The organism is Achromobacter pulmonis (assembly GCF_021733725.1).
Taxonomy (GTDB): Bacteria; Pseudomonadota; Gammaproteobacteria; order Burkholderiales; family Burkholderiaceae_B; genus Achromobacter; species Achromobacter pulmonis.
Window position 1 is genome coordinate 1,989,170 of record NZ_JAIFOT010000001.1, and the last position, 23,975, is coordinate 2,013,144.

A 23,975-nucleotide genomic window follows, 5' to 3' on the forward strand; every position below is an offset into this window, starting at 1 on the left:
AATCCGGTTTGGCGTGGCGGACGCTTTTCGTCGATAATAGAAGGCAAATTAGGGCTTCACCGGCGTCGCCGGTCATCGTTGCGGTGACCGGCGAGTTTCATGAAGCCGGTCTTCAACATCGCTTTTATGTTGTTGCCGGCGCGCTCGCGGCAACGCGTGGCACAGGTCAACAACAGAGGGACAACGGCATGGCATCGGTTAACAAAGTCATTCTCGTGGGCAACCTGGGTCGCGACCCGGAAGTCCGCTACAGCCCCGATGGGGCCGCAATCTGCAACATGTCCATTGCCACTACCTCCACCTGGAAGGACAAGGCATCGGGCGAGCGCCGCGAAGAAACCGAATGGCATCGCGTGGTCATGTACAACCGCCTGGCCGAGATCGCCGGCGAATACCTGAAGAAGGGCCGTTCGGTCTACATCGAGGGGCGTCTGAAAACCCGCAAGTGGCAGGACAAGGATACTGGTGCTGATCGCTACAGCACCGAAATCGTCGCCGACCAGATGCAGATGCTGGGTGGCCGCGAAGACGGTGGTGGCGGTGGTGGCAGCTACGGTGGTGGCGGCGGCTACGATGATGCGCCGGCGCGTCAGCCGCAGCAGCGCGCTCCGGCCCAGCGGCCCGCTCCCCAGCAACGCCCGGCACCGCAGGCAGCGCCCGCGGGGGGGGGCGCCAATCTGGCCGACATGGACGACGATATTCCGTTCTGATATCGCCGCCACGGCAGTACCGGTCAAAGCCCGGCCAGCCTAGTGCTTGCCGGGCTTTGTGCCATTTGGACAGAGGGTCGCGCGGCAGGCCGCCATCGCGTGCAGGCCGGCCCCGGGGCAGGGACTCCTTCGGCTATCCACAGCCTGTGCACCGCATTTCCACAGCCTGTCCACCGGTTTTCGTGTCTTTTCCACAGCTTATGCACAAGGCCCGCGCAGACGCGGATTCCGCCATATTCCGGGCTGGCGCCCGCATACCGTTATCCCAGCTCGTACTCGCCTATCCCGACCGGCCGCAAACCCGCATGCAGACTCGATCCATGTCCGGGCGCCGGGTATTCATCCACAGGCTGTGCACAGCATCTACACAGCTTGTGCACCGTAATTCGCGGCTTTTCCACAGCTTTTCAACAGGTGCGGGATCGCGGCCAAGCGCGTCCGGCTGGCTAAGATGAAATATTTAGTTTCACAATAACGACTTGCGCTATCTATCTAGTAGTAGGTAAGATTCATCCATCGACGCAGCACCCAAGCAACAACGCGGCGTCGCCCAGACCAGAAATACAGTAGTCCCTTTTTATTTACCCAGTTATCTACCTATAAGTAGATAGTTTTATTGAAGCCTCACTTAGTCATTTTTATCCGGAGATCAACCATGAAGACCCTCGTATCCGCTCTGATCCTGTCCGCTTCCGTCATTGGCGTCGCCCAAGCCGGCGAGCTGGATTACCCGCCCGCGCTCGACACGCACAGCACGGTGACCCGCGCCCAGGTGCAGCAAGAACTGGCCGCCGCCCGCGCCAATGGCGAACTGGTCAGCACCGAAGAAGGTTATGCCGCCGTGTCCTTCGTCAGCGCCGGTGACAAGAGCCGCGCGCAAGTGAAGCAGGAGCTGGCCGCCGCGCGCGCCCAGGGCCTGACCGAAAGCGGCGAACTGGAATACCCGCCCACTGCAGGCTGAATTTTTCAGTCTGAATCTATCTACAAATAGATAGCTCAATTTCACTGCACCCTACCGATCCATACTGGAGAAGCCTCATGAAGACCCTCGTATCCGCCTTGATCCTGACCGCCTCGTTCCTCGGCGCCGCCCATGCCGGCGAACTGGATTACCCGCCCGCGCTCGACACGCACAGCACGGTGACCCGCGCCCAGGTGCAACAAGAGCTGGCCGCCGCCCGCGCCAATGGTGAATTGGTCAGCGATGAGGAAGGCTATGCCGCGACCGCCTTCGCCAGCGCCGGTGACAAGAGCCGCGCGCAAGTGAAGCAGGAGCTGGCCGCTGCCCGCGCCCAGGGCCTGACCGAAAGCGGCGAACTGGACTATCCGCCCGTGCAAGGCTGAGTCTGATGTCGGCCACGGCGAACCCTGGGGGCGGGATCTTTCCCGGCCGGGGTTCGCGCGGTTGCATCGGAGCGCCGCGACGGGCGTCTAGGGATTTCCGCCGATGACGTACCGATCTATTAGTAGGTAATATGCACCCATGGACACTCCGACCCCCAACTCCACCCGCGACCAGTTGCTGGCCCATGCCGAGAAACTGATCCGCACGCGCGGCTGCAACGGTTTCAGCTATCGGGACCTGGCCGAGCATGTGGGCGTGAAGACGTCCAGCATCCACTATTACTTTCCCTGCAAAGACGACCTCCTGTACGAGGCCGTCGAAGCGTACAGCGCTCGCGCGCTGGCGTCCGTGCGTGCCATCGACACTGCGCAGCCGGCCCATGCCCAGCTTGATGCCTATCTTTCGATGATGGAGTCGAAAGCCTGCGGCGACGGCGAACTGTGTCTGGGTGGAATGCTGGCCGCCGAAATGATGAGCCTGCCGGATCGCGTCCGCGGCGCATTGCAGGGATTCTTCCGGGCGCACGAGGCTTGGCTGGCCCGCGTACTGGCGCAGGGCGTCCAGGAGGGCACCTTGAAATTCTCGGGCAGCGCCGAAGCGGCGGGGCGAGCGGTTTTCGCCACGGTGCAGGGGTGCCTGTTGGTGTCACGGCTGTTCCAGGCGCCGCCCGCCCTGTGCGAAGCGATCAGCGCCCTGTATGTCGAGTGCCGGGATCAGCCCGCCGCCTGACGCCGTATTTTCCGTCTATCGTCGCGGCCGCAACGCGCAAGCTTGCGGCTGCTTGCGCTGGTGACGCCGGACCACGGCGGACATGACCCGCGTACCGCGGATCATGCCGTCAGCGCGCGTGCCATGTCGGCACTGTCGCGCGCCTGTACGCCCAGATCGCGCATGCGTTGCACGAAGGCGGCCTGCGCGTCCGCGAACCCCGTGACCGGACTGATGCAATCGTTCAACAGCACGACGCGCGACAGATTGCCGCCGGGCAGGTATTCGGCGATGTGCTCGACCGTCGCCTTGATGCAATGGCTGCCGGCTTCGCCCGCCACGACGATGAGATCGGCGCGATCCAGCGATTCGAGCAGTCTGCGATTGAGCTGGCTGCGCGGATCGTCGGCATCGGGCACTTCGGCCATGAGCGCGCTGTAGTGTTCGGTCCAGGGGTTGGCGCCCTTGGGCACCTTGCGCACGATGAACTGGTGTTCGTCTTCCCACCGCGCATAGGCCGCGCGCACGTCGGCGTGCACGTTGTGGCCCCAGGTGCCGATCTCGCAATGCACCGGCCACACCATCAGCGTGTAGCGGCCGCGGGCTTCCAGTTCGTCCAGGTAGGTCAGTGTGCGCGGCAGGTCGTCGGCATGGCGCGGCAGGAAAGCGCCCGAACGCACCTGGCTGGCGGTGATGGGCGTGAAGGGCGCGACCGCCCGGCCGTCCCCGGTGCGCCAGAAGGTGGGATGGGCAATGTCCAGCCGGTGATGCGAGTCCAGTGTGACCGTGATGGCAGACAGCGCGGGCGCGGTGGCGTCGATGAAACGCGCCAGTCGCTGCATGTCGGCGTGCGCGCCAGGCACCGGCAGCGCGGGCGCGACCGCCTGGCCAGTCAAGGGATCGACAGGCAGATGGCTGGCGGGAAGGTCGCAGAAATCATTCTGCGGATCGATGATCAGGAGATGAACGGAACGCGACATGGCGGCACAGGCGGGGAGTGAATACGGAATATAGACCGGGACAGACGCCGCGCGCGAGGGTCATGGCCGGATCCGGTGCAGGTTGCCGCCCGGCTGGCGGCATGGCTCAGAACAGCACCAGATGCCGGGACAGGTTGGGTAGTTGGCGCAGCAGGGTGCGCCATAGGAACCAGATGCGGGCCAATCCCGCCACGATGACTGCTGCGCCGACATAGTAGAAAGCCATGATCCACTCCGGATTCAAAATTCGCACGACCGTGCGAAATTAAGCGAAAACAATACCGGCTCGCGCCGGCGGGGTGATTACTCGATGTACTTGAAACTGCGATACGTGGAAATCAACCGCTCATACGCGGCACGCACCCGTTCGTGGGCGTTGGGATCGCGTAGGAAGCGGGCATCGTGCATCAGCCCGATCATGAGGCTGTATATCTCGAACACCAGTTGTTCGGGGTCGGTGTCCGGGCGCAGATGGCCTTCTTCCAGCGCTTGCCGCACCGTGCGCACCATGACGCCGCGCCAGCGCCGCAGATTGTTCTCCAGGACTTCACGCAAGGGGGACTCGACATCGTCGAATTCGAAGGCGCCGGCGATGTAGATGCAGCCGGTCAGCCGTTCGACGTTGCAGGCGCGCTCGATCCAGAGGCTCACCAGGGCGTTCAGCCGCGGCAGGCCGCGGGGCTGCGCCATGGCGGGCGTGAAAATCGCGGCGACGAAGCGGCGTTCGTACTCGTCTAGCACCGCCTGTTGCAAGGCTTCACGCGATCCCACTCGCGAGAACACCCCGCTTTTGCTGATGTCCAGGCGTTTGGCCACCTGGCCGAGCGACAGGCTTTCGAGCCCCTGGGCGGCGGCCATGTCCAGGGCCGCATCCACGATGGCCGCGAAAGTCAGTTCGCTTTTTTCGGTCTTGGCAGTCATGCGAGCAATTTAGCACGATCGTGCGAAAAAATGGCTGCCTGGTCGGCTCGGTATGCGCGCATTGGCGGCATCGCGCGGTGGCCGTGCCGCCAAAAGAAAACCGGGCAGCCTGGGGCTGCCCGGTCAGCGGCGTTGCGCGCCGGCTGCTATCACCGCGGAATCAGGCGTGCGCGGCCTTGAATTCCAGGCGGAACTTGTGCAGCAGGGGTTCGGTGTAGCCGTTGGGCTGGGTCAGCCCTTCGAATACCAGCGCGCAAGCGGCCTTGAACGCCAGAGAATGGTCGAAGTTGCCGGCCATCGGCAGGTAGTGGGGATCGCCGGCATTCTGGCCGTCGACCACCTTGGCCATGCGCTGGAAAGTCTCCATGACCTGCTCGCGGTTGGTGACGCCATGCCGCAGCCAGTTGGCGATGTGCTGGCTGGAGATACGCAGCGTGGCACGGTCTTCCATGAGGCCGACGTTATGGATGTCCGGCACCTTGGAGCAGCCTACGCCCTGGTCGATCCAGCGCACCACGTAGCCCAGGATACCCTGCACGTTGTTGTCCAGCTCCTGCTGGATGTCGGCGGCGGACCACTTCGAGCGATCACCCACCGGCACCGTCAGCAGGCCGGCCAGCAGCTCGTCGCGCACGCTGTCGAGTTGGGTGCGTTCGAGTTCCTGCTGGACTGCCTGCACATCCACCTGATGGTAGTGCAGCGCATGCAGAGTGGCGGCGGTGGGCGACGGCACCCAGGCGGTATTGGCGCCGGCCTTGGGGTGCGCGATTTTCTGTTCCAGCATGGCGGCCATCAGGTCGGGCATGGCCCACATACCCTTGCCGATCTGGGCGCGGCCGCGCAGCCCGGCGTCCAGGCCGACCAGCACGTTGTTGCGTTCGTAGGCGGTGATCCAGGCGGTGGACTTCATGTCACCCTTGCGCAGCATGGGGCCGGCCTCCATGCTGGAGTGCATCTCGTCGCCCGTGCGGTCGAGAAAGCCCGTATTGATGAACGCCACGCGCGCCGCCGCGGCCGCGATGCAGGCCTTGAGGTTGATGCTGGTGCGGCGCTCTTCGTCCATGATGCCCATTTTCAGGGTGTTGCGCGGCAGGCCCAGCAGGTCTTCGACGCGATCGAACAGCTCGCTGGCGAACGCGGCTTCGACGGGGCCGTGCATCTTGGGCTTGACGATATAGACCGAGCCGGTGCGCGAGTTGAGCTTGCGTTCGCGGTCCTGCAGCGCGGCCAGGCTGGTGACCACGGCATCGAGAATGCCTTCGGGGATCTCCTGGCCGTCGCGATCGAGCACGGCCGGATTGGTCATGAGGTGGCCGACATTGCGCACGAACATCAGCGAACGGCCGTGCAGGGTCAGCGCCGAGCCGTCGGGACGGGTGTACTGGCGGTCGGGATTGAGCTTGCGGGTGAAGGTCTTGCCACCCTTGGTGACCGCTTCGGTGAGATCGCCCTTCATCAGGCCGAGCCAATTGCGGTAGATATGGACCTTGTCCTCGGCGTCGACCGCGGCGACCGAGTCCTCGCAATCCATGATGGTGGTCAGCGCGGCCTCGACCAGCACGTCCTTGACGCCGGCGGCGTCGGTGGCGCCGATGGTGTGGGCGCGGTCGATCTGGATCTCGAAATGCAAGCCGTTGTTCTTGAGCAGGATGGCGCTGGGCGCTCCGGCATCGCCCTGGTAGCCCATGAACTGGGCCGGCGTCTTGAGCGTGGTGCTGCCGTCGGCCAGCGCCACCTTGAGCTGGCCGTCTTCGACCGAGTAAGCGCGGGCGTCGGCGTGCGAGCCCTGGGCCAGCGGCGCGGCGCCGTCCAGGAAGGCGCGGGCACGGGCGATGACGGCGCGGCCGCGCTCGGGGTTGTAGCCGCTGCCGCTGTCGCCAGGCGTGGCGGGAATCGCGTCGGTGCCATAGAGCGCGTCGTACAGGCTGCCCCAGCGCGCGTTGGCGGCGTTCAGGGCATAGCGGGAGTTCGACACCGGCACCACCAACTGCGGGCCGGCCTGTTGCGAAATTTCGGTGTCGACGTTGTCGGTGGTGGCGCGCACGCTGGCCGGCTGGGGCAGCAGGTAGCCGATGCCTTCCAGGAACTGGCGGTAGGCGGCGGGATCGGCGATGGGGCCGGGATGGGCGCGGTGCCAGGCGTCGAGTTCAGCCTGCAGGCGATCGCGCTCGGCGAGCAGCGCACGGTTCTTGGGCGCCAGGTCATGTACCAGGGCCGCGAACCCTTTCCAGAACGCGTCGGCGGCCAGCCCGGAGCCGGGCAGCGCCTCTTGTTCGATGAACTGGCTGAGATTGGCCGCCACTTGCAGGCCGTGGTGCTGGATGCGTTGAGTCATGCGGGTCTCTGACGGTAGTAGATCTGGGCGGCACGTACGCCGGTCGAAGCGATGCCCACATCATCGTTCGCGTATGCCGCAAAGTCCATATCAAAACTTGCTGGTCATACCAGTTTGTTTGCGCCTGGGCCAGCAGGAGAGGCTTTTTTATGGTTTTATATCAGCAACTTAAGAGAGTGGTCCGCGGCGGTGGGCATATGGCGCACGCTTGGTCATACCACTGGTCCGGAGAATGCATGCACGCGGAAACTGAAGCGAAACCCCGCCAGGTGGCGGACGAGGTGGCAGAGCGTATCGAGCGCCTGATCCTGGACGGCGTCCTGAAGGCCGGTCAGGCGTTGCCATCCGAACGGCGCTTGACCGAAAAGCTGGGTGTGTCGCGCACCGCGCTGCGCGAGGGCCTGAAACTGCTGCGGGCGCGCGAAATCATCCACACCGCGCAGGGCAAGGGCTCGTTCGTGGCGCGCATCTCGCAGGTGGACGCCGGGCCGCTGATGCACCTGTTCAATTCGCAGCCACGCACGCTGTATGACCTGCTGGAAGTGCGGTCGCTGCTGGAAGCGGACTCGGCGCGGCTGGCGGCCCTGCGCGGCACCGAGGCCGATTTCATCATGATCCGCCGCCGCTACGACGACATGGTGAATGCGCAGGCCGCCGACACCGCCACGCACGCGCACCTGGACCATGCCTTCCACCTGGCCATCTGCGAGGCCTCGCACAACCCGGTGTTGGTGCACACATTGCAGTCGCTCAACGACCTGATGCTCGGGTCGGTGTTCGCCTGTGTCAACAACCTGTACCACCGCGCGCCCGAGAAGCGCCAGATCGACAAGCAGCACGCGCGGCTGTTCAATGCCGTGATCGGCCGCCAGCCGGAGCAGGCGCGCCGCGCGGCGGCCGACCATGTCGACAGCGTGCGGCAGAACCTGGCCGAAATCGAGCAGGAAGAGCAGCGCCTGGTGCGGGCGACATTGCGGCTGGAGGGCTGGACCTAACGCGTCACGCGCTCGCGGGGTTCAGCGATCCGCCGTCACCGCGCCGGCCAGGGCCAGCGGCTTGCCCGCATAGACCCGCCCGTAGCGGTTGCTCAGCAGGGCCTCCAGCGTGATTTGTTCCTGGCCGAGGAAACCCCGTTGCGGCAGCACCCCTTGCGCGACCAGATCCAGCGCCGCGCAGATGCCGGCGGCGGTCGACAGTTGGATGGCGCTGAGCCGGTGGCCGTCGACATCCGCGCCGAACACGCGGACAGGATATGACTCTTCTTCCAGGCGGCCATGGCGGTGGCCCGAGGCCTGCGCCTGGATGACGATCACGTCCTGTTCGGTAGTGGGGATGGCGGTCTCGAAAATGTCCTTGAGCAGGTCGCGGCGATCGCGCAGGCGCAGATCGTTGAGCAGCAGCTTCATCAGGTTGCAGTGGCCAGGATAGCGCACCGACTTGTAGTCGACGTTGCGCGCGCGGCCCAGCAGCGTGGCGGGCAACGTACCCAGGCCGCCCGAGGTGTTGAAGGCTTCGTACTCGACGCCGTCCAGCGTGAAGGTCTCGTAGCCCTCGAGCGCGGGCACGCTGGTCAGTTGTCCGTCGACGATCGCCTCGCACGGATTGCAGTATTCGTTGATCAACCCCTCCGTGCTCCAGGTCAGGTTGTAGCGCAGGCTGTTGGACGGATAGCGCGGCAGCGCGCCCACGCGCATGCGCAGGTCCAGCAGCGTATCGAAACGCCGCGCCAGCGCATTGCCGACGATGCCGATGAAGCCCGGCGCCAGGCCGCATTGCGGCATCAGCACGGTGCGCGCATCGTCGGCCAGCGCCTGGATCGCATGCGTGCTGGCGACGTCTTCGGTCAGGTCGAAATAGTGCACTCCGGCGCGGGCGCACGCTTGTGCGACCGCGATGGCGCGATGGAACGGCAGGGCGTTGACGACCGCATAGCGGCCCTCGATGCAGCGCGTCAACGCCGCGTCATCGGCGACCTGACGGGTGTCGCAACCCAATTCGGCGACGGCGCGCAGCCGCTCGGCATCCTGGTCGGCAACCAGGACCGAATAGTCGCCACTGCGTTCCAGCATCAGGGCGATGGCGAAACCGATTTTTCCGGCACCCAGGAGAAGGACGGGCTTGGTGGAGGTGGACATGTTGCGGCTCCTGCATAGAGGGGGATGGGTTGGCCTCATCCTATGCGTGAGCACTGTCGATTTGTAGATAGCAAACCGTCGTAACGGTTATATCTAACGTCGATATGACTTAATTAAGTGTCGAAACGTCAAAACAAAAGCCCTCCGGATGAACCGGAGGGCTTTGCGGGGCGAATGCCAGGGCCTGCTGCCAGGCCAGGCAATCAGCTGCCCATGGGGGGGTAGTCCATGTTGCCGAAGGTGACCAGGCCATCCGCCTTGGCCTGGGCCAGTTCGGCCTTGACCTCGCTGCGGCTCAGCGACGTGGCGTCGGCGGCGCGGGCAACGGGCGGGTAGTCCAGATTGCCGAAGGTGACTTCGCCGGCGTTCTTGGCTTGGGCCAGTTGTTCCTGCACTTGTTGCGAAGTCAGGCTCGACTTCGAGGCGATCGCCGCGGGGTAGCCTTCTTCGCCGAAGGTGTATTGGCCGGAAATCTTGGCTTGTTGCAGTTCGGCCTGGACCTGGGCACGCGTGGGGCCTTGGTTGGCTTCAGCGGCTTGGGCGCCGGCGGCGGCGAAAACGGACATGGACAGCATCAAAGCGGTAGCAAGGGTTTTCATAGCAGACCTCCATTTGTCTTGAGCTTGGGATCCGAACCTCTGGCCTGATTGCCGGGGGGTCGCTTGCTGTGTCCCGATGCGTTGCATTCTGGGCGCAAATTACCCTGGGATAAACCCTTATTCCCTGAAAACATCTTTCCAAAATAACCACTAATCACCTAAATCTTTACCAAATGGCACCATAGATGGCGATATTTCCATTTGATGACGCAATAGCTGGGGGTCGGCGGGCGCAGCGCGGCCCGCCCGATGATCAGGGAGCGGCGGTGCAGCAAGGGGGCAATGGGCGGAGGCGCCCGCAAGAAGGGGCCAGGCGGGAAGCGCCGCCCCAGGTCCGGGCCTGGAGCGGGAACGGCGGGAAGGTCAGCGATTCAGGTCGGCCAGTGCGGCGTCGTATTCGGCGCGGGCTTCGTCCAGCTTGCGCCGGGCCTTGTCGATCTTGTCCTGCCTGCCCTTGGCCCGAGCGGCCTTGAGTTCATCTTCGCGTTCGGCCACTTTGTTCTGCTTGTCGCGCACACGGGCCTCGCGTTCGGCTTCCAGGCGGCCGTCGGTGCAATGGGCCCGGGTCTCGGCCAGCGCTCTTTGCAGACCCGCCACGCGATGCGAGTTGCCGTGGGCGCGAGCGTAGGTGAGCTCGCGTTCGAGGTGGCAGATCTTTGCGGCGCAACCACGTTGCGCGGAGCAGTCGGCGGCAGTCTGGGCGTGAGCCGGCAGGATGCCGGACAGTGCGCTGGCCACGGTGGCGGCCAGCAGGGTTTTGGTCAAAGCGGACATGCGGGTCTCCGTAAAACACGTCTCGGAGCGGCCATCATCTCCCAAGCGTGAGATGCCCGCAATGCACCGGATCAGCCGATCAGCGTGCCCGCAAGCGCCGCCGCGACCAGGATTGCGCCCAGCCATAGGTTGGCGCGGAACAGCATGAAGTTGCGGTCCGGACGCTGAATGTCGAAGACTTTCAATTGCCAAGCCAGGTGTACCGCGACCGCCGCCATGCCGACCTGATAAGCCCACGACAGGCCGATCGCATGGCCGCCCCAGGACCACAGGATCACCGTGGCCAGATAGAAGCCGCCGATCCACAGCTTGCCCTGGTCGCCGAAGCGCATAGCCGTGGAATGCAGGCCCAGACTGCGGTCATCGCGCACATCGACGTAGGCATAGATGCTGTCGTAACCCACCTGCCAGAGCACCGCGCCGAACCACATCGCGATGGCGGCAAGGGGCACATGATTCTGCGTATCCGACCACGCCATCAGCATGCCCCAGTTGAAGCAGATGCCCAGCACGACCTGCGGCCAGTAGGTGACACGCTTGCACAGCGGATAGATGAAAACGAATGGCAGAACCGCCACGGCGAGCCAGCGGCTCATGCCATTCAGGAAGAACAAAAGCGAGCCGCAGACCAATAATTGGCCGATCAAAAACCAGACTGCATTACGCATGCTGAGCTGGCCGCTGGTCAGCGGACGGAAGCGGGTGCGTTCGACATGCTTGTCGAAGTTGCGATCGCACATGTCGTTGACGGTACAGCCGATGCCGCGCATCAGCAGCGCGCCCAGCGAGAACACCACCAGGCGTTGCAGGTCGGGCAGGCCGCCGGCGGCCTGGACCAGCGCGGCGATACAGGGCAGCAGCGTCAGCCACGTGCCGATGGGGCGGTCGAGCCGGCACAGCCGGGCATAGGGCCGCCAGGATTTGGGCAGCCAACGTTCGACCCAATCGGTGAAAACGATGTCGCTGAGGTCGACGGGAGAGGATTGCGGAGCGCTCACTGTCACGGCGAAAGAAATGGAAGGAAAGGTGACAGCATAAAACAACGGCCGGGCACTGCGCCCGGCCGTGGAACCGTCAAGGGTGGTCAGGACCCGGTTTTCAGGCCGTGTATTCCTTGAGCAGCTTGCCCAGGATGGCGATGCCGGTGCGGATCTTGTCTTCCGGCACGGTGGCAAAGCTCAGGCGCAGCGTGTTGGCGCGGCCGGCGCCGCAGTAGAAGGGGGCGCCGGGCACGAAGGCGACGTTCTGGGCGATGGCCTTTTCCAGCAGCTTGGTGCTGTCGATGTGCTCGGGCAGCGTCAACCAGATGAACATGCCGCCTTCGGGCTTGGTCCAGCTGACGGTGGCCGGGAATTCGCGCGCGATGGCTTCCAGCATGCAACTGCCCTGGGCGCGGTAGATCTCGCGCACGTTGGGCAGGTGTTGTTCAAGGAAGCCGTCCTTGACGATTTCGTACACGGCCATCTGGGTCAGCGTGGGCGTATGCAGGTCGGTGGCCTGCTTGGCCTGTACCAGCTTGTCGATCAGCGGACGCGCGGCGGCGATGTAGCCCAGGCGCAGGCCGGGGGCCAGCACCTTGGAGAACGTGCCCAGGCGCACCACGTTGGCGCCGTATTCAGCAGCCAGTGCGATCAGGCCCGGTTGCGGCTCGCCAGCGTAGCGCAGTTCACCGTAGGGATCGTCCTCGATGATGGTCAGGCCCAGCTCGGCGGCGCGTTTGACCAGCGCGATGCGGCGTTCCAGGCTGAGGGTGCGGCCAGTGGGGTTCTGGAAGTTGGGCAGCGCGTACAGGAAGCGGGCGCCGGCGGCCAGTTCCGGGGTGATGGCTTCGGGGATGAGGCCACCGTCGTCGGTGGGCACCGGCACGAACTTGGGCTGGTACAGGCTGAACGATTGCAGCGCGCCGAGGTAGCTGGGGTCTTCGACCAGCACCTTGCTGTCCTTGTCGATCAGCACCTTGCCCAGCAGGTCCAGGGCCTGCTGCGAGCCCGACACGATCAGGGTCTGGTCGGCGGTGATGTTGGCGCCGGCGCGGTTCAGGTCGTCAGCGACCCACTGGCGCAGCGGCGCGTAACCTTCGGTGGGGCCGTATTGCAGGGCCGCTCGGCCATTGGTGGACAGTACCTTGTCGAATGCCGCACGAACCACTTCCACCGGAAAGCCGCCGGGCGCCGGCAGGCCGCCTGCGAACGAAATGACCTCGGGCCGTTCGGTGACCTTGAGGATCTCGCGGATGGCGGAGCTGGTGAGTTGCTGGGCGCGTTCGGAAAAGGCGAACGTCGGTTCGAGAGGCTTGTCCATGGCTTGCTTCTTAATCAAGAAGAGGGGTGACGGGGGGATGACAACGGGGCGGTAAAGACGTTACTGCGTAAACTATTGTCCCACAGCGTAGCAAGGCGGCCCCTTTATCGCGGGCTGCCCCTAAAATCACTTGCGCCGATAATCGCCTGTACAGTTACATTTAGATATATGTTTGAAGCCGCCCCGATTGCCGCCCATTCCAAGGCCGCGCTGTATGCCGAACTGGCCAAGCAGGCCCGCGCTCTGCTCGACGGCGAACATGACCGCATCGCCAATGCCGCCAACCTGAGCGCGCTGGCCTACCAGGCGCTGCCCGATCTGAACTGGGTGGGTTTCTACCTGTTCGACGGCACGGAACTGGTGCTGGGGCCGTTCCAGGGCAAGCCGGCCTGCGTGCGCATTCCGCTCGATCGCGGCGTGTGCGGCGCGGCCGCCCGCCAGCGCCAGACGCAGTTGGTGCCCGATGTGCATGCGTTTCCCGGCCACATCGCCTGCGATGCGGCTTCGCGCTCCGAGATCGTGGTGCCCTTGGTGCACCAGGGCGAGCTGATCGGCGTGTGGGACGTGGACAGTCCCGTGCCGGACCGGTTCGACGAAGACGATCGCCAGGGCATGGAAGCGCTGTGCGCGGTCTTCCTGGCGAGCCTGCGTTGACAGCGTGGCGGCGGCCCGGTAGATTTGCGCATCGGTCGTCCGCGGCCGGTTTCAACCCTTTATTCCATTCATGATTTCCCAGGCCATCCAATCCGCTTTCCTGTTCCGCGCCCTCGGCGCGGCGACGGTTCGCGCCGGCCTGAAATCCAAAAAACAGCCGCTCATCTGACCGGAGCATGCTGTTCCGTCAGATGGGCGACGGAACAGCGGCCTCACGGCGGCGCCACGGCGCCCTCGCGCGCACCCCCTGATATCCCGAGCACTTCTGTACGGTCCAACCACGGTCCGCTTACACCGAAGGAGTGTTCATGCAAACTCGACAATCCCTGTTCCAAGGCGTCTGGATTCCCCTGGTGACGCCGTTTTCCGGCGGCGCCGTCGATGGCGGGGCCCTGCGCCGCCTGGTGCGCCATTTCGCGGCGGCGGGCGTCAACGGGCTGATCGTCTGCGGCAGTACCGGCGAAGCCGCGGCGCTCGATGACGCCGAGCAACTGGCGGTGCTGGATGCCGTGCTGAACGAGGCCGGCGCGATGCCGGTGGTGATGGGCCTGGCGGGCAATCACCAGGGCCACGTGCTGCAGCGCCTGGCCGCGTTCGGCACCCGGCCTCTGGCGGGTATTCTGGCGCCCGCGCCGTACTATGTGCGCCCCGGCCAGGACGGCGCCGCCGCCTATTTCCGCAGCCTGGCCGATGCCTCGCGCTTTCCCCTGGTGCTGTATGACATTCCGTACCGCACAGGGACGACATTGGAAACCGCGACCCTGTTATCGCTGGCCGCGCATCCCAACATCGCGGCCATCAAGGATTGCGGCGGCTCGCTCGAAAAGACCCTGGCGCTGATCGCCGACGGCAACATGGACGTGCTGGCGGGCGAGGACCTGCAATCGCTGTCGCTGCTGTGCCTGGGCGGCAGCGGCCTGATCGCGGCGGCCGCGCACATCCGGCCCGATCTGTTCGTGGCCATGTACCAGGCGGTGCGGGCGCAGCAATTGGATCTGGCGCGCAAGCTGTTCCAGGCGCTGGCGCCGGTGATTCAACTGGCCTTTGCCGAACCCAATCCGGGGCCGGTCAAGGCGCAGCTGGGGCGCCAGGGGCTGCTCAGCGATGAGCTGCGCGAGCCCATGCCGGCGGCCAGCGCCGCCCTGGCGCGGCGCATGGATGCGGCGGTAGCAGGGCTGAACCGGCAGTTTCCCTGCCAATAGCGGGAAGTTGCGCGCGGGGCCCGCCGCTTTGTGGCGGTCGGATTCATTTGGTAATAAATGTCTCCCCGCTAAGCTGACGGATTGCTTATGATGCGGCCATTCTCCGGGGTGAAACAAAACGTTCATGGCCCAAGCTTTTGTCGCATTGTCCGCCTGGCAGGTCATGCTGGCGGGCCTGCTGTTCTTCGGCGGTATCTACCTGCTCTTCGGCGCGGCCACCTGGCTGCTGACCCAGCGCATCCTGCCGGCGCTGGGCATCGGCCGGCCGCTCGACCCGCGGCCGCTGGCGCCGGGCCAGTTGCGGCGCGAGTTCATGCAGTCGGGGCTGTCGATCCTGTTGTTCGGCACCGGCATGATCTTTCCCTGGGGCCTGCTGCAACTGGGCTGGGCGCATCTGGACCCGGACGCCGGCTGGCAGCAGATCACGCTCGAAATCCTGGCGCTGGTGGCCTGGAACGACGTGCATTTCTGGATCAACCACCGGCTGCTGCACACCAAGCTGCTGCGCCGCTTCCACCTGCCGCACCACCGCTCGGTGGTGACCACGCCTTTCTCGACCTATAGCTTCCATCCGATCGAGGCGCTGATGCTGGGCAACGTGATCATGCTGCCGATGGTGCTGCATGATTTCAGCTTCTGGTCGCTGGCGTCGGTGCCGCTGTTCAGCCTGTTCTTCAACTGCATCGGCCACGCCAATTACGACTTCTTTCCCAACGTGTCCTATTCGCACTGGTTCGCCGCCAGCCGCCGGCATCACCTGCACCATGCCTGTTACCACGGTAATTTCGGCTTCCAGTTCACCTTCATGGACCGCCTGTTCCGCACGCGCTTGCAGGCCGAGGCGGCCACGCCCCAGCTGGAGGCATTCCGGCAGCGAGAATCGCTTGGCGGACGGGCTTAGCAGGACGCGCCGGCTGCCCGTGCTGCGCAACCGGCGCGATTGGCAGAGCCTGGCCTACCTGGTCGCCTTGCCCGCGCTGGCGGCATGGCAGTGGCGGCATGGCTTCTGGTGGCCGCTGTACGCGTTGATGCTGTTTCTGACGCTGGGCATCGGCGTGATCCACCACAACCACACGCACATCCGCATGTGGCACGGCCGCTGGAGCAATCGCGCCACCGATTTCTGGATCACGTTGCTGCAGGGGCATCCCACCTTTGTGTTCTATCCGGCGCATGTGGCCAACCATCACCGCTTCAAGCACGGCGCGCGCGACGTGGCGCGCACCTACCGGTTCGGGGGCGATACCAACCACCTGTGGGGCTACCTGATTCATCCGGCACAAGCCGTGTGGGTGCTGTACCCGCTGTTCTACGCCTGGCTCGGACGATTGCGCCGGCACTGGCCGGGCGCGTGGCGCTATTGCCTGTGCCAGTACGGTGCCTGGCTGGGGCTGTGGGGCGGCCTGCTGGCGGTCAATCCGGTCAAGGCGCTGGTGTTCGTCATCATTCCGCAACTGCATGGCCTGCACTGGCTGCTGGCCACCAATTACCTGCAGCACGCGCACGCCGATGGCGGGCCGCGCACCGTGGCGGGCCTGAACTACGCCCGCAATTTCGAGGGGCTGGTCAACCCGTTGCTGTTCAATATCGGTCTGCATACCGCGCACCACGAGCATCCGCGCGCGCACTGGTCCGAACTGACGCGGTTGCACCGCGACCACTACCGGGCCCGCGTGATGCCCGCGCTGAACGAGGGCGGCCTGACGCCGTACATGTTCCGCGTGTTCGTGCTGGGCATATTCCTGCCGCGCTTTCGCAGCCGCTCGTGCATGGCGCCCGAGCACGTGCGCTAGCGCCGCCCACCCTTTCGCCACTAGAGACCCGCTATGCCTATCGCGTTCAATCGAGTCTATCTGGAAAGCGCCGGCTACTTCATGCCGGGCGAACCCGTGTCCAACGAGGCCATGGACAGCTACATCGCGCCGCTGAACCGCATGTCCAGCCGCATCAAGAGCCGCATCCTGGCCGAGAACGGCATCAAGCAGCGCTACTACGCGATCGACGCCGAGGGCAGCACCGTTTTCACCAATGCGCAGTTGGCCGCCAACGCCATCCGCGACTGCCTGCGGCGCAATGACGGCGACCTGGCGGACGTGTCGCTGCTGACCAGCGGCTCGTCCGGCGGCGATGCGCTGATGCCGGGTTTCGCCAACATGATCCAGGGCGAACTGGCCGCGCATCCGATGGAGACGCTGTCGGTGCATGGCATCTGCGCGGCGGGCGTGTCGGCCATCCAGGTGGCGGCGCAGGGCGTCGAGATGGGCGGCCATGCCAGCGCGCTGGCGGTGGCGGCCGAGCTGCCTTCACGCCTGTTCAAGCGCTCGCGCTTTGCCGCGCGCGGCTACGACGCCGACTTCGACGCGCATTTCCTGCGCTGGATGCTGTCGGACGGCGCCGGCGCACTGCTGCTGGGGCGCGGCGGCCGGCCGCTGCCGGGCGCATCACAGGGCGTGCGGTTGCGGTTGAAGTGGGTGCATCAGCGTTCGTTTTCGGGTGACTACCCGGTCTGCATGCAGCTGGGCCTGTCGGCCGACCGCCAGCAGGGGCACCTGGACTATCCGTCGTGGAACGAGGCCGAGGCCGACGGCGCGCTGTCGCTGCGCCAGGACATCCGCCTGCTGCCGCACTTGTTCGACATTGGCATCCACGAGTATGCCAAGCTGGTGCGCGATGGCTGGCTCGATCCCGATCAGGTGGACCATTTCCTGTGCCATTACTCGTCCGAGAAATTCATTCCGGTGGTCGAGGATCTGATGGACAAGGCGGGCCTGGTGATCCCGCGCGAGCGCTGGTTCAGCAACCTGGCCTGGCGCGGCAACACCGGCGCGGCGTCGATCCTGATCATGCTGGCCGAGTTCCTGGAAACGCGCGAGATCAAGCCGGGCGAACAGATCTTCTGCTACATCCCCGAGTCGGGCCGGTTCATGGCGGCCTATATGCTGCTGGAGGCCGAGGCCGCGCATGACGCCGCGCCGTCGGTGGCCGTCGGCGCCACGCCGGCCGCGGCCGGACGCGGGGATGCCCACAGCGCCGATGCCGACGCCATCGCGCCGCCGCACGATCCGGATATGGCGCCGCAGGGCCTGGGCCAACTGCTGACCGAACTGGCGGCGATCTGGCACGACTACCGCTCGCGCGTCTGGCGCACGCCGGTAGTGCGGCGCCTGCGCAATCGCCGCTTCGAGACCGCCGACTACCTGAACTGGATGGAGAACTGGATTCCGCAGGTGCGCGAGGGCAGCAAGTGGATGCGCGAAGGCGCGGCCTCGCTGACCGAGCAATACCAGCCGCTGGCCGCGCTGATCGACCTGCACGCGGGCGAGGAACAGAACGACTTCCAGATCCTGTTCCAGGACTATCGCACTGCCGGCGGCGCCATCGACGACATCGACGCGTTGCGCCGCAATCCGGGCGGCGAGGCGCTCAACGCGTATCTGCACAGCCTGGCCGCCACGCGCGACCCGATCGGTCTCTTGGGCGCCATCTACATCATCGAGGGCACCGGCCAGCGCATCGTGCCGGCCTTGTTGCCGCTGCTCAAGGCCAGCCTGAAACTGCCGCCGGATGCGTTCCGCTTCCTGGAATACCATGGCCACAACGACGAGAACCACCTGGCGCGCTGGCTCAGCGCGGTGGAGCTGGCGCTGGACTGTGACGAGGACGGCCGCGCCGAGCAGCGCATTGTCGACACGGCGCGCCGCACGGCCGCGCTGTACCTGATGCAGTTTCATCATGTGATGGAGGACGACGCCGCATGAACAAGGAACCGGAATTCCTTGCCCAGGGGCATGATCCCGCCGACCCCAGCCCCTGGCTGGCGTTATACCTGGACCGCAGCACTCCGCTGCCTGACAAGGTCAAGAAGGCCTGGCTGACCGATTCGAGCTGCGGCTCGCGCCAGTACCTGCTGCCGTTCCTGCGGCCGCTGGCGCGCGCCTGCATCATCCTGATCCAGATCATCAAGACCTTCCTGCCGCGGCGCTGGTCGCATTCGCGGCTGCTGCACCGCATCCTGGCATGGGGCTTGAAGCGCTTCGTTTCGCCCGAGGCCAACTGGCTGATCCTGCGGCATTTCCACCTGGGCGCGCAGATCCTGGCGTTCATCGCGGCCAATTCGCCGGTGCGCATCAGCACCACGCCGCTCGAACCGATGGAGATCGACGACCTCAAGGACGAGCTGTTCGTCAAGCACGACCTGAACCTGTTCAACTTCGTCATCCGCCTGAACCAGGCGCTGCGCGATGCGGGCGTGGAGATGCACGCGCCCGAGCGTGTCGATTTCTCGATGATCCGCGACCCGGATCTCAAACTCGAGGACATGCCGCAGGGCAAGCTGAATTTCCTCGACCTGCAAAGCGCCATCGAACTGTTCACGCCGCTCTACCAGCTGATGCTGACCGACAACGACTTCTGGCGCGCGGCCAATTCGCTGCAGCTGGACGAGACCATCGGCATCTACGCGGCCAAGCTGCTGGGCGCGCCGCAGCATCTAATCCTGGTGAACAACAGCCATCCGCTGGTGCCGATGTCGACGTTGCGCGCCGGCTACCGGCTGGTGCTGCATGGCCTGTCGACCGAGATGCTGCACAGCCTGCTGATGGAGATGCGGGCCGCGCAGGAAGGGGCCGAGCCGCCCGCGCCGATCGCCTGAAAAACGGGCCGATCCTGGTGTTGTCCCTGTAGGGCGGGCCAGGCCCGCTACGCTATAGTGCGACCCTTGTCCGACGATTCCGGGCCGCGCGCGCGGCCCGGATCCTCATTCCGGAAGCGCTTTCGATGCCCCAGCCCATAGAAATCATCGCCACCGTCCTGTTCGGCGTGGCGGTGCTGCATACCTTTTCCGTTCCCGCCTTCGCCCGCCTGGCTCATCGTGGCGGGCCCCATGCCGGCTTCTGGCACCTGCTCGCCGAGGTCGAGGCGGTGTTCGGCGTGTGGGCGTTCGCCCTGATCGTGGCGATGGCGGCGTTGTCCGGGCCTGCTTCGGCCATTGGCTACATGGACACGCGCAACTTCACCGAGCCGCTGTTCGTGTTCACCATCATGGTGGTGGCGGCCAGCCGGCCGGTCCTGGAACTGGTTGGGTTGCTGGTGCGCGCGACGGCGCGCGCCTTGCCCCTGCCGCGCGAATTGGCGACATTCTTCGTGGTGATGTCGCTGGTGCCGCTGGGCGGCTCGTTCATCACCGAGCCGGCGGCCATGACACTGGCGGCGATCCTGCTGCGCGATGCCTATTTCCGCAGCAGCGGCCGCGCCGGCTTCAAGTACCTGACCCTCGGCGTGCTGTTCGTCAACGTCTCGATTGGCGGCGTGCTGAGCTCGTACGCCGCGCCGCCGGTATTGATGGTGGCCTCCACCTTCGGCTGGGATTCGACCTTCATGGTGCAGCATTTCGGTTGGCGCGCCGCGATCGCGGTATGCCTGAACGCGGCCCTGCTGACCTTCGTGTGCCGCAAGGCGCTGCTGGAGCGTTCCGTCGGCACCGGCGGCGGCGTGGACGCGCCCGAGGGCAAGGACAAGCGCCCGCCGGTGCCCGCATGGGTGATGCTGGTCCACTTGGTGTTTCTGGTGGCGGTGGTGCTGACCGCGCATCATCCGGCGATCTTCCTGGGCCTGCTGATGATGTTCATCGGCTTCGCCGAGGCCTACAAGCGCCATCAGAACCGCCTGCTGATCAAAGAGGGGCTGATGGTCGGGTTCTTCCTGGCGGGCCTGGTGGTGCTGGGCGGCCTGCAGAAATGGTGGCTGCAGGACCTGTTGGGCGGGCTCGAGCCGTTCGTGCTGTTCTGGGGCGCGACCGCCCTGACGGCGATTACCGACAACGCCGCGCTGACCTACCTCGGTTCGCTGGTGGAGGGGACCAGCGAGGCCTGGCGCTACATGCTGGTGGCCGGCGCGGTAACGGGGGGCGGCTTGACGGTGATCGCCAACGCGCCCAATCCGGCGGGCTTCGCCATCCTGAAAAACCACTTTCCGGACGGCAGCATTTCGTCCGGACGGCTGTTTTTGTCCGCTCTGGCACCGACCTTGGTTGCCGCCCTGATGTTCCTGCTACCCCTCTGACGGGAGGGGGCGCATGCGCCCGGCGGGCCGCTTGGGCTGCCCGCCTTGGGGGTGTCGCCGGCTCTTCACGAAAAACCGCTAAAATTCAAGACTTTCCCGTATTTTTCCGGCCCTGCCCGCCCGTCATCCGGACCGGAGCCAGTCCCGGCCCCGGGACCTTCCCTTGGAGGGTCCCTCGCGCCTCTGGCTTTGCGCTACGTCCGGCCGACGGTCATTGATACCTCGGGCCCGCGCCTGGGAGCCCTCGATGCCCATCTACGCATACAAGTGCAGCGCCTGCGGCCATGCCAAAGACGTCCTGCAGAAGATTTCCGACGCGCCGCTTTCGGTTTGCCCCGAATGCGGCCAGAACACGTTTTCCAAGCAAGTGACCGCGGCTGGCTTCCAGCTCAAGGGCTCGGGCTGGTACGTCACCGATTTTCGTGGCAACGGCGGTGGCGGCCAGCCGGCCGCTGGCGCCGGCGCCGCGTCGACCCCTGCTGCAGGCGCCGCGCCGGCCGCCAGCGCGGCGGCCGCGCCTGCGCCCGCGCCCGCCGCGGGATCGCCCGCCGCGGGATCGACCGCTTCCTGAGTACACGCCCGATGCGTATGCGCGTCATCAAGAAGTACTTCATCACCGGCCTGTTGATCTGGGTTCCCCTGGTCATCACGGTGTGGGTGCTGGGGCTGCTGGTCGCGACCCTAGAAGGGTTCGTGCCTGGCTTTCTGTCGTCCGAGTCGCTGTTCGGCGTCGACATTCCCGGCTTCCGCGTCGTCCTGGTCATCGTGGTGGTGCTGTTGACGGGCATATTCGCGGCCAACCTGATCGGCCGTACCATGGTGGACCAGTGGGAAAACCTGCTGGGCCGCATCCCGTTGGTGCGTTCGATCTACAACTCGGTCAAGCAGGTCAGCGACACGGTGCTGGCACCCAACGGCCAGGCGTTTCGCCGCGCGGTGCTGCTGCAGTATCCGCGCGCTGGCAGCTGGACCATCGCGTTCGTCACCGGCACGCCCAGCGGTGAAGTGGCCGACCGGCTGCCCGGCGACCACATCAGCGTGTATGTGCCAACCACGCCGAATCCCACGTCCGGCTTTTTCCTGATGGTGCCCCGTGCCGACACGGTGGACCTGCAGATGAGCGTGGACGCGGCCCTGAAGTACATCGTTTCCATGGGCGTCGTCGCCCCGGCCCCGGCCTCCGCGCCAGGGGGCCGGCCGGCGCCGCTCCCTCCGGCCTCGGACGCGCCGCGCGCGCCCGGCGTCGACCTGTAACCTTTTACGCTACTACCAAGCACACAACGGAGTTATCCCGATGCGTACCTGCTACACCGGCCAGGTTTGCCGCGACCATCTCGGCCAGACCGTCACCCTGTATGGCTGGGTGAACCGCCGCCGCGACCACGGCGGGGTCATCTTCATCGACTTGCGCGACCGCGCGGGCCTGGCGCAGATCGTGTTCGATCCGGATAACGCCGCCTTCGCCACCGCCGAGCGCCTGCGCAACGAATTCTGCATCCGCGTCACCGGCCTGGTGCGCGAGCGTCCGGCGGGCACGGCCAACACCGAGCTGGCCTCGGGCGAAGTCGAAGTGCTGTGCAAGGAAGTCGAGATCCTGAACGCATCGGTCACGCCGCCGTTCCAGCTGGACGACGACAATCTGTCGGAAACCACCCGCCTGACGCACCGCGTGCTGGACCTGCGCCGTCCGCAGATGCAGCGCAACCTGATGCTGCGCTACCGCGTGTCCATCGAAGTGCGCAAGTTCCTGGACCAATTGGGCTTCATCGACATCGAAACCCCGATGCTGACCAAGAGCACGCCGGAAGGGGCGCGCGACTATCTGGTGCCCTCGCGTGTGAACGCCGGCCACTTCTTCGCGCTGCCGCAATCGCCGCAGCTGTTCAAGCAGATGCTGATGGTGTCCGGTTTCGACCGCTACTACCAGATCACCAAGTGCTTCCGCGACGAAGACCTGCGCGCCGATCGCCAACCCGAATTCACCCAGATCGACTGCGAAACCTCGTTCCTGGACGAGTTCGAGATCCGTGAAATCTTCGAGAACATGATCCGCCACGTGTTCAAGGTGGTGCAGGACGTCGACCTGCCGACGCCGTTCCCGATCATGACCTGGACGGAAGCCATGCGCCGCTATGGGTCGGACAAGCCGGACCTGCGCGTGAACCTGGAATTCACCGACATGACCGACGTCATGCGCGATGTGGACTTCAAGGTGTTCGCCGCCGCCGCCACGGCGCCTGGCAGCCGCGTGGTCGCGCTGCGCGTGCCCGGCGGCGCCGAGCTGTCGCGCAGCGAGATCGACGCCTACACCCAGTTCGTCGGCATCTACGGCGCCAAGGGCCTGGCCTACATCAAGGTCAACGAAGTGGCCAAGGGCCGCGACGGCCTGCAATCGCCCATCGTCAAGAACCTGCATGACGCCGCCCTGGCCGAACTGGTCAAGCGCACCGGCGCGCAGGACGGCGACATCATCTTCTTCGGCGCCGACCGCGAGAAGATCGTCAACGACGCCATCGGCGCGCTGCGTGTAAAGATCGGCCACAGCGAGTTCGGCAAGAAGGCCGGCCTGTCCTCTTCGGGCTGGATGCCGCTGTGGGTGGTGGACTTCCCGATGTTCGAATACGACGAGGAAGATGGCCGCTACACCGCTGCCCACCACCCCTTCACCAGCCCGAAGGATGGCCACGAGGACTTCCTGGAATCCGATCCCAGCAAGGCGTTCGCCAAGGCCTATGACATGGTGCTCAACGGTTGGGAAATCGGCGGCGGCTCGGTTCGTATCCACCGCGAGGAAGTGCAGAGCAAGGTGTTCCGCGCGCTCAAGATCGGCGCCGAGGAAGCCCGCGAGAAGTTCGGTTTCCTGCTCGATGCGCTGCAATACGGCGCGCCGCCGCATGGCGGCATCGCCTTCGGCCTGGACCGCATCGTCACGATGATGACCGGCGCTGAATCGATCCGCGACGTGATCGCCTTCCCGAAGACCCAGCGCGCTCAGTGTCTGCTGACGCAAGCGCCGTCCGAGGTCGACGAGAAGCAACTGCGCGAACTGCACATCCGCCTGCGCAACACCGAAGTGAAGTAAACCCATCTCCGGGCGCCTGCGGCGCTCCCCCCTCAAGGGGGGCGCCGCGCGGGACCGGCAAAGCCGGATCCCGGTGGCCCGGCTTGGAGCGGTGTCTCGGGCTCGTGGCCTGGATTTCTGCTTCGCCGCTGGCTTTGTGAGGCCATTTCCGGATGTGTCGCGCTGGCAT

General features: G+C 65.4%; 23 protein-coding genes. 15 read left to right on the top strand and 8 right to left on the bottom strand.

From position 1 onward, the window contains the following. Positions 1–188 precede the first annotated feature (188 nt). From ssb to K2W61_RS09180, 4 genes are all read left to right on the top strand, one after another. On the top strand, positions 189–710 hold the full coding sequence (gene ssb / locus K2W61_RS09165) for a single-stranded DNA-binding protein (protein ID WP_026382027.1): 522 nt from the start codon (positions 189–191) through the stop codon (positions 708–710). A gap of 655 nt (positions 711–1,365) precedes the next feature. Next, on the top strand, positions 1,366–1,671 hold the full coding sequence (locus K2W61_RS09170) for a DUF4148 domain-containing protein (protein WP_236755465.1): 306 nt from the start codon (positions 1,366–1,368) through the stop codon (positions 1,669–1,671). Positions 1,672–1,748: 77 nt separating this feature from the next. Beyond that, positions 1,749–2,054: a DUF4148 domain-containing protein gene (locus tag K2W61_RS09175; RefSeq protein ID WP_175133181.1), complete on the top strand. Its 306-nt coding sequence runs from the start codon at positions 1,749–1,751 to the stop codon at positions 2,052–2,054. A 139-nt stretch (positions 2,055–2,193) separates the two neighbouring features. Next, entirely contained in the window at positions 2,194–2,784 is a 591-nt protein-coding gene (locus tag K2W61_RS09180; protein WP_175133180.1) for a TetR/AcrR family transcriptional regulator, read from the top strand. Between the two features lie 101 nt (positions 2,785–2,885). Here K2W61_RS09180 and K2W61_RS09185 read toward each other — a convergent pair whose 3' ends face one another. The 3 genes from K2W61_RS09185 to K2W61_RS09195 all read right to left on the bottom strand — a co-directional run bounded on the left by K2W61_RS09185 (position 2,886) and on the right by K2W61_RS09195 (position 6,999). Next, a complete protein-coding gene (locus K2W61_RS09185) occupies positions 2,886–3,743 on the bottom strand; it encodes a cysteine hydrolase family protein (RefSeq protein ID WP_175133179.1) in 858 nt (285 codons plus the stop codon). A gap of 303 nt (positions 3,744–4,046) precedes the next feature. Further along, a complete protein-coding gene (locus K2W61_RS09190) occupies positions 4,047–4,664 on the bottom strand; it encodes a TetR/AcrR family transcriptional regulator (protein WP_175133178.1) in 618 nt (205 codons plus the stop codon). 160 nt (positions 4,665–4,824) lie between these two features. Continuing rightward, positions 4,825–6,999 (bottom strand): malate synthase G, encoded by a 2,175-nt coding sequence (locus K2W61_RS09195; RefSeq protein WP_236755466.1) that lies wholly within the window; start codon positions 6,997–6,999, stop codon positions 4,825–4,827. Positions 7,000–7,235: 236 nt separating this feature from the next. On the opposite strand from K2W61_RS09195, the gene glcC reads away from it, so the two are divergent. Beyond that, a complete protein-coding gene (glcC, locus tag K2W61_RS09200; RefSeq protein WP_175133176.1) occupies positions 7,236–7,994 on the top strand; it encodes a transcriptional regulator GlcC in 759 nt (252 codons plus the stop codon). A 21-nt stretch (positions 7,995–8,015) separates the two neighbouring features. On the opposite strand, the gene K2W61_RS09205 is transcribed toward glcC, so the two are convergent. The 5 genes from K2W61_RS09205 to K2W61_RS09225 form a co-directional block, all read right to left on the bottom strand. Continuing rightward, a complete protein-coding gene (locus K2W61_RS09205; protein ID WP_175133175.1) occupies positions 8,016–9,134 on the bottom strand; it encodes a saccharopine dehydrogenase family protein in 1,119 nt (372 codons plus the stop codon). 203 nt (positions 9,135–9,337) lie between these two features. Next, entirely contained in the window at positions 9,338–9,733 is a 396-nt protein-coding gene (locus K2W61_RS09210; RefSeq protein ID WP_175133174.1) for a DUF4148 domain-containing protein, read from the bottom strand. 363 nt (positions 9,734–10,096) lie between these two features. Next, a complete protein-coding gene (locus tag K2W61_RS09215; protein WP_175141042.1) occupies positions 10,097–10,507 on the bottom strand; it encodes a DUF1090 domain-containing protein in 411 nt (136 codons plus the stop codon). Positions 10,508–10,578: 71 nt separating this feature from the next. Next, positions 10,579–11,505 (bottom strand): 4-hydroxybenzoate octaprenyltransferase, encoded by a 927-nt coding sequence (gene ubiA, locus K2W61_RS09220; protein WP_175133172.1) that lies wholly within the window; start codon positions 11,503–11,505, stop codon positions 10,579–10,581. A gap of 100 nt (positions 11,506–11,605) precedes the next feature. After that, a complete protein-coding gene (locus K2W61_RS09225) occupies positions 11,606–12,808 on the bottom strand; it encodes an aminotransferase-like domain-containing protein (protein WP_175133171.1) in 1,203 nt (400 codons plus the stop codon). A 168-nt stretch (positions 12,809–12,976) separates the two neighbouring features. Between K2W61_RS09225 and K2W61_RS09230 the strand changes: the two genes are divergently transcribed. The 10 genes from K2W61_RS09230 to aspS all read left to right on the top strand — a co-directional run bounded on the left by K2W61_RS09230 (position 12,977) and on the right by aspS (position 23,806). Beyond that, a complete protein-coding gene (locus tag K2W61_RS09230) occupies positions 12,977–13,462 on the top strand; it encodes a GAF domain-containing protein (RefSeq protein WP_175133170.1) in 486 nt (161 codons plus the stop codon). A 308-nt stretch (positions 13,463–13,770) separates the two neighbouring features. Further along, entirely contained in the window at positions 13,771–14,664 is an 894-nt protein-coding gene (dapA, locus tag K2W61_RS09235; RefSeq protein WP_236755467.1) for a 4-hydroxy-tetrahydrodipicolinate synthase, read from the top strand. A 124-nt stretch (positions 14,665–14,788) separates the two neighbouring features. Next, positions 14,789–15,565, top strand: a complete 777-nt coding sequence (locus tag K2W61_RS09240) for a sterol desaturase family protein (protein ID WP_236755468.1) — start codon at positions 14,789–14,791, stop codon at positions 15,563–15,565. After that, positions 15,549–16,457, top strand: coding sequence for a fatty acid desaturase (locus tag K2W61_RS09245; protein WP_175133167.1), 909 nt, complete (start codon positions 15,549–15,551; stop codon positions 16,455–16,457). The genes K2W61_RS09240 and K2W61_RS09245 overlap by 17 nt, the downstream gene beginning before the upstream one ends. A gap of 33 nt (positions 16,458–16,490) precedes the next feature. After that, complete coding sequence (locus K2W61_RS09250) at positions 16,491–18,422, top strand: iron-containing redox enzyme family protein (RefSeq protein ID WP_175133166.1); 1,932 nt, start codon at positions 16,491–16,493, stop codon at positions 18,420–18,422. After that, the gene (locus K2W61_RS09255) at positions 18,419–19,315 is read left to right on the top strand and encodes a DUF6999 family protein (protein ID WP_175133165.1); all 897 of its coding nucleotides are present in this window, start codon (positions 18,419–18,421) and stop codon (positions 19,313–19,315) included. Before K2W61_RS09250 ends, K2W61_RS09255 begins: the two co-directional genes overlap by 4 nt. Before the next feature lie 125 nt (positions 19,316–19,440). Then, a complete protein-coding gene (locus K2W61_RS09260) occupies positions 19,441–20,724 on the top strand; it encodes a putative Na+/H+ antiporter (protein ID WP_175133164.1) in 1,284 nt (427 codons plus the stop codon). Between the two features lie 247 nt (positions 20,725–20,971). After that, on the top strand, positions 20,972–21,295 hold the full coding sequence (locus tag K2W61_RS09265) for an FmdB family zinc ribbon protein (RefSeq protein WP_175141040.1): 324 nt from the start codon (positions 20,972–20,974) through the stop codon (positions 21,293–21,295). A 17-nt stretch (positions 21,296–21,312) separates the two neighbouring features. Continuing rightward, positions 21,313–21,978 (top strand): DUF502 domain-containing protein, encoded by a 666-nt coding sequence (locus K2W61_RS09270; protein WP_175141078.1) that lies wholly within the window; start codon positions 21,313–21,315, stop codon positions 21,976–21,978. 40 nt (positions 21,979–22,018) lie between these two features. Next, the gene (aspS, locus tag K2W61_RS09275; protein WP_175133660.1) at positions 22,019–23,806 is read left to right on the top strand and encodes an aspartate--tRNA ligase; all 1,788 of its coding nucleotides are present in this window, start codon (positions 22,019–22,021) and stop codon (positions 23,804–23,806) included. The last annotated feature ends 169 nt before the right edge of the window (positions 23,807–23,975 follow it).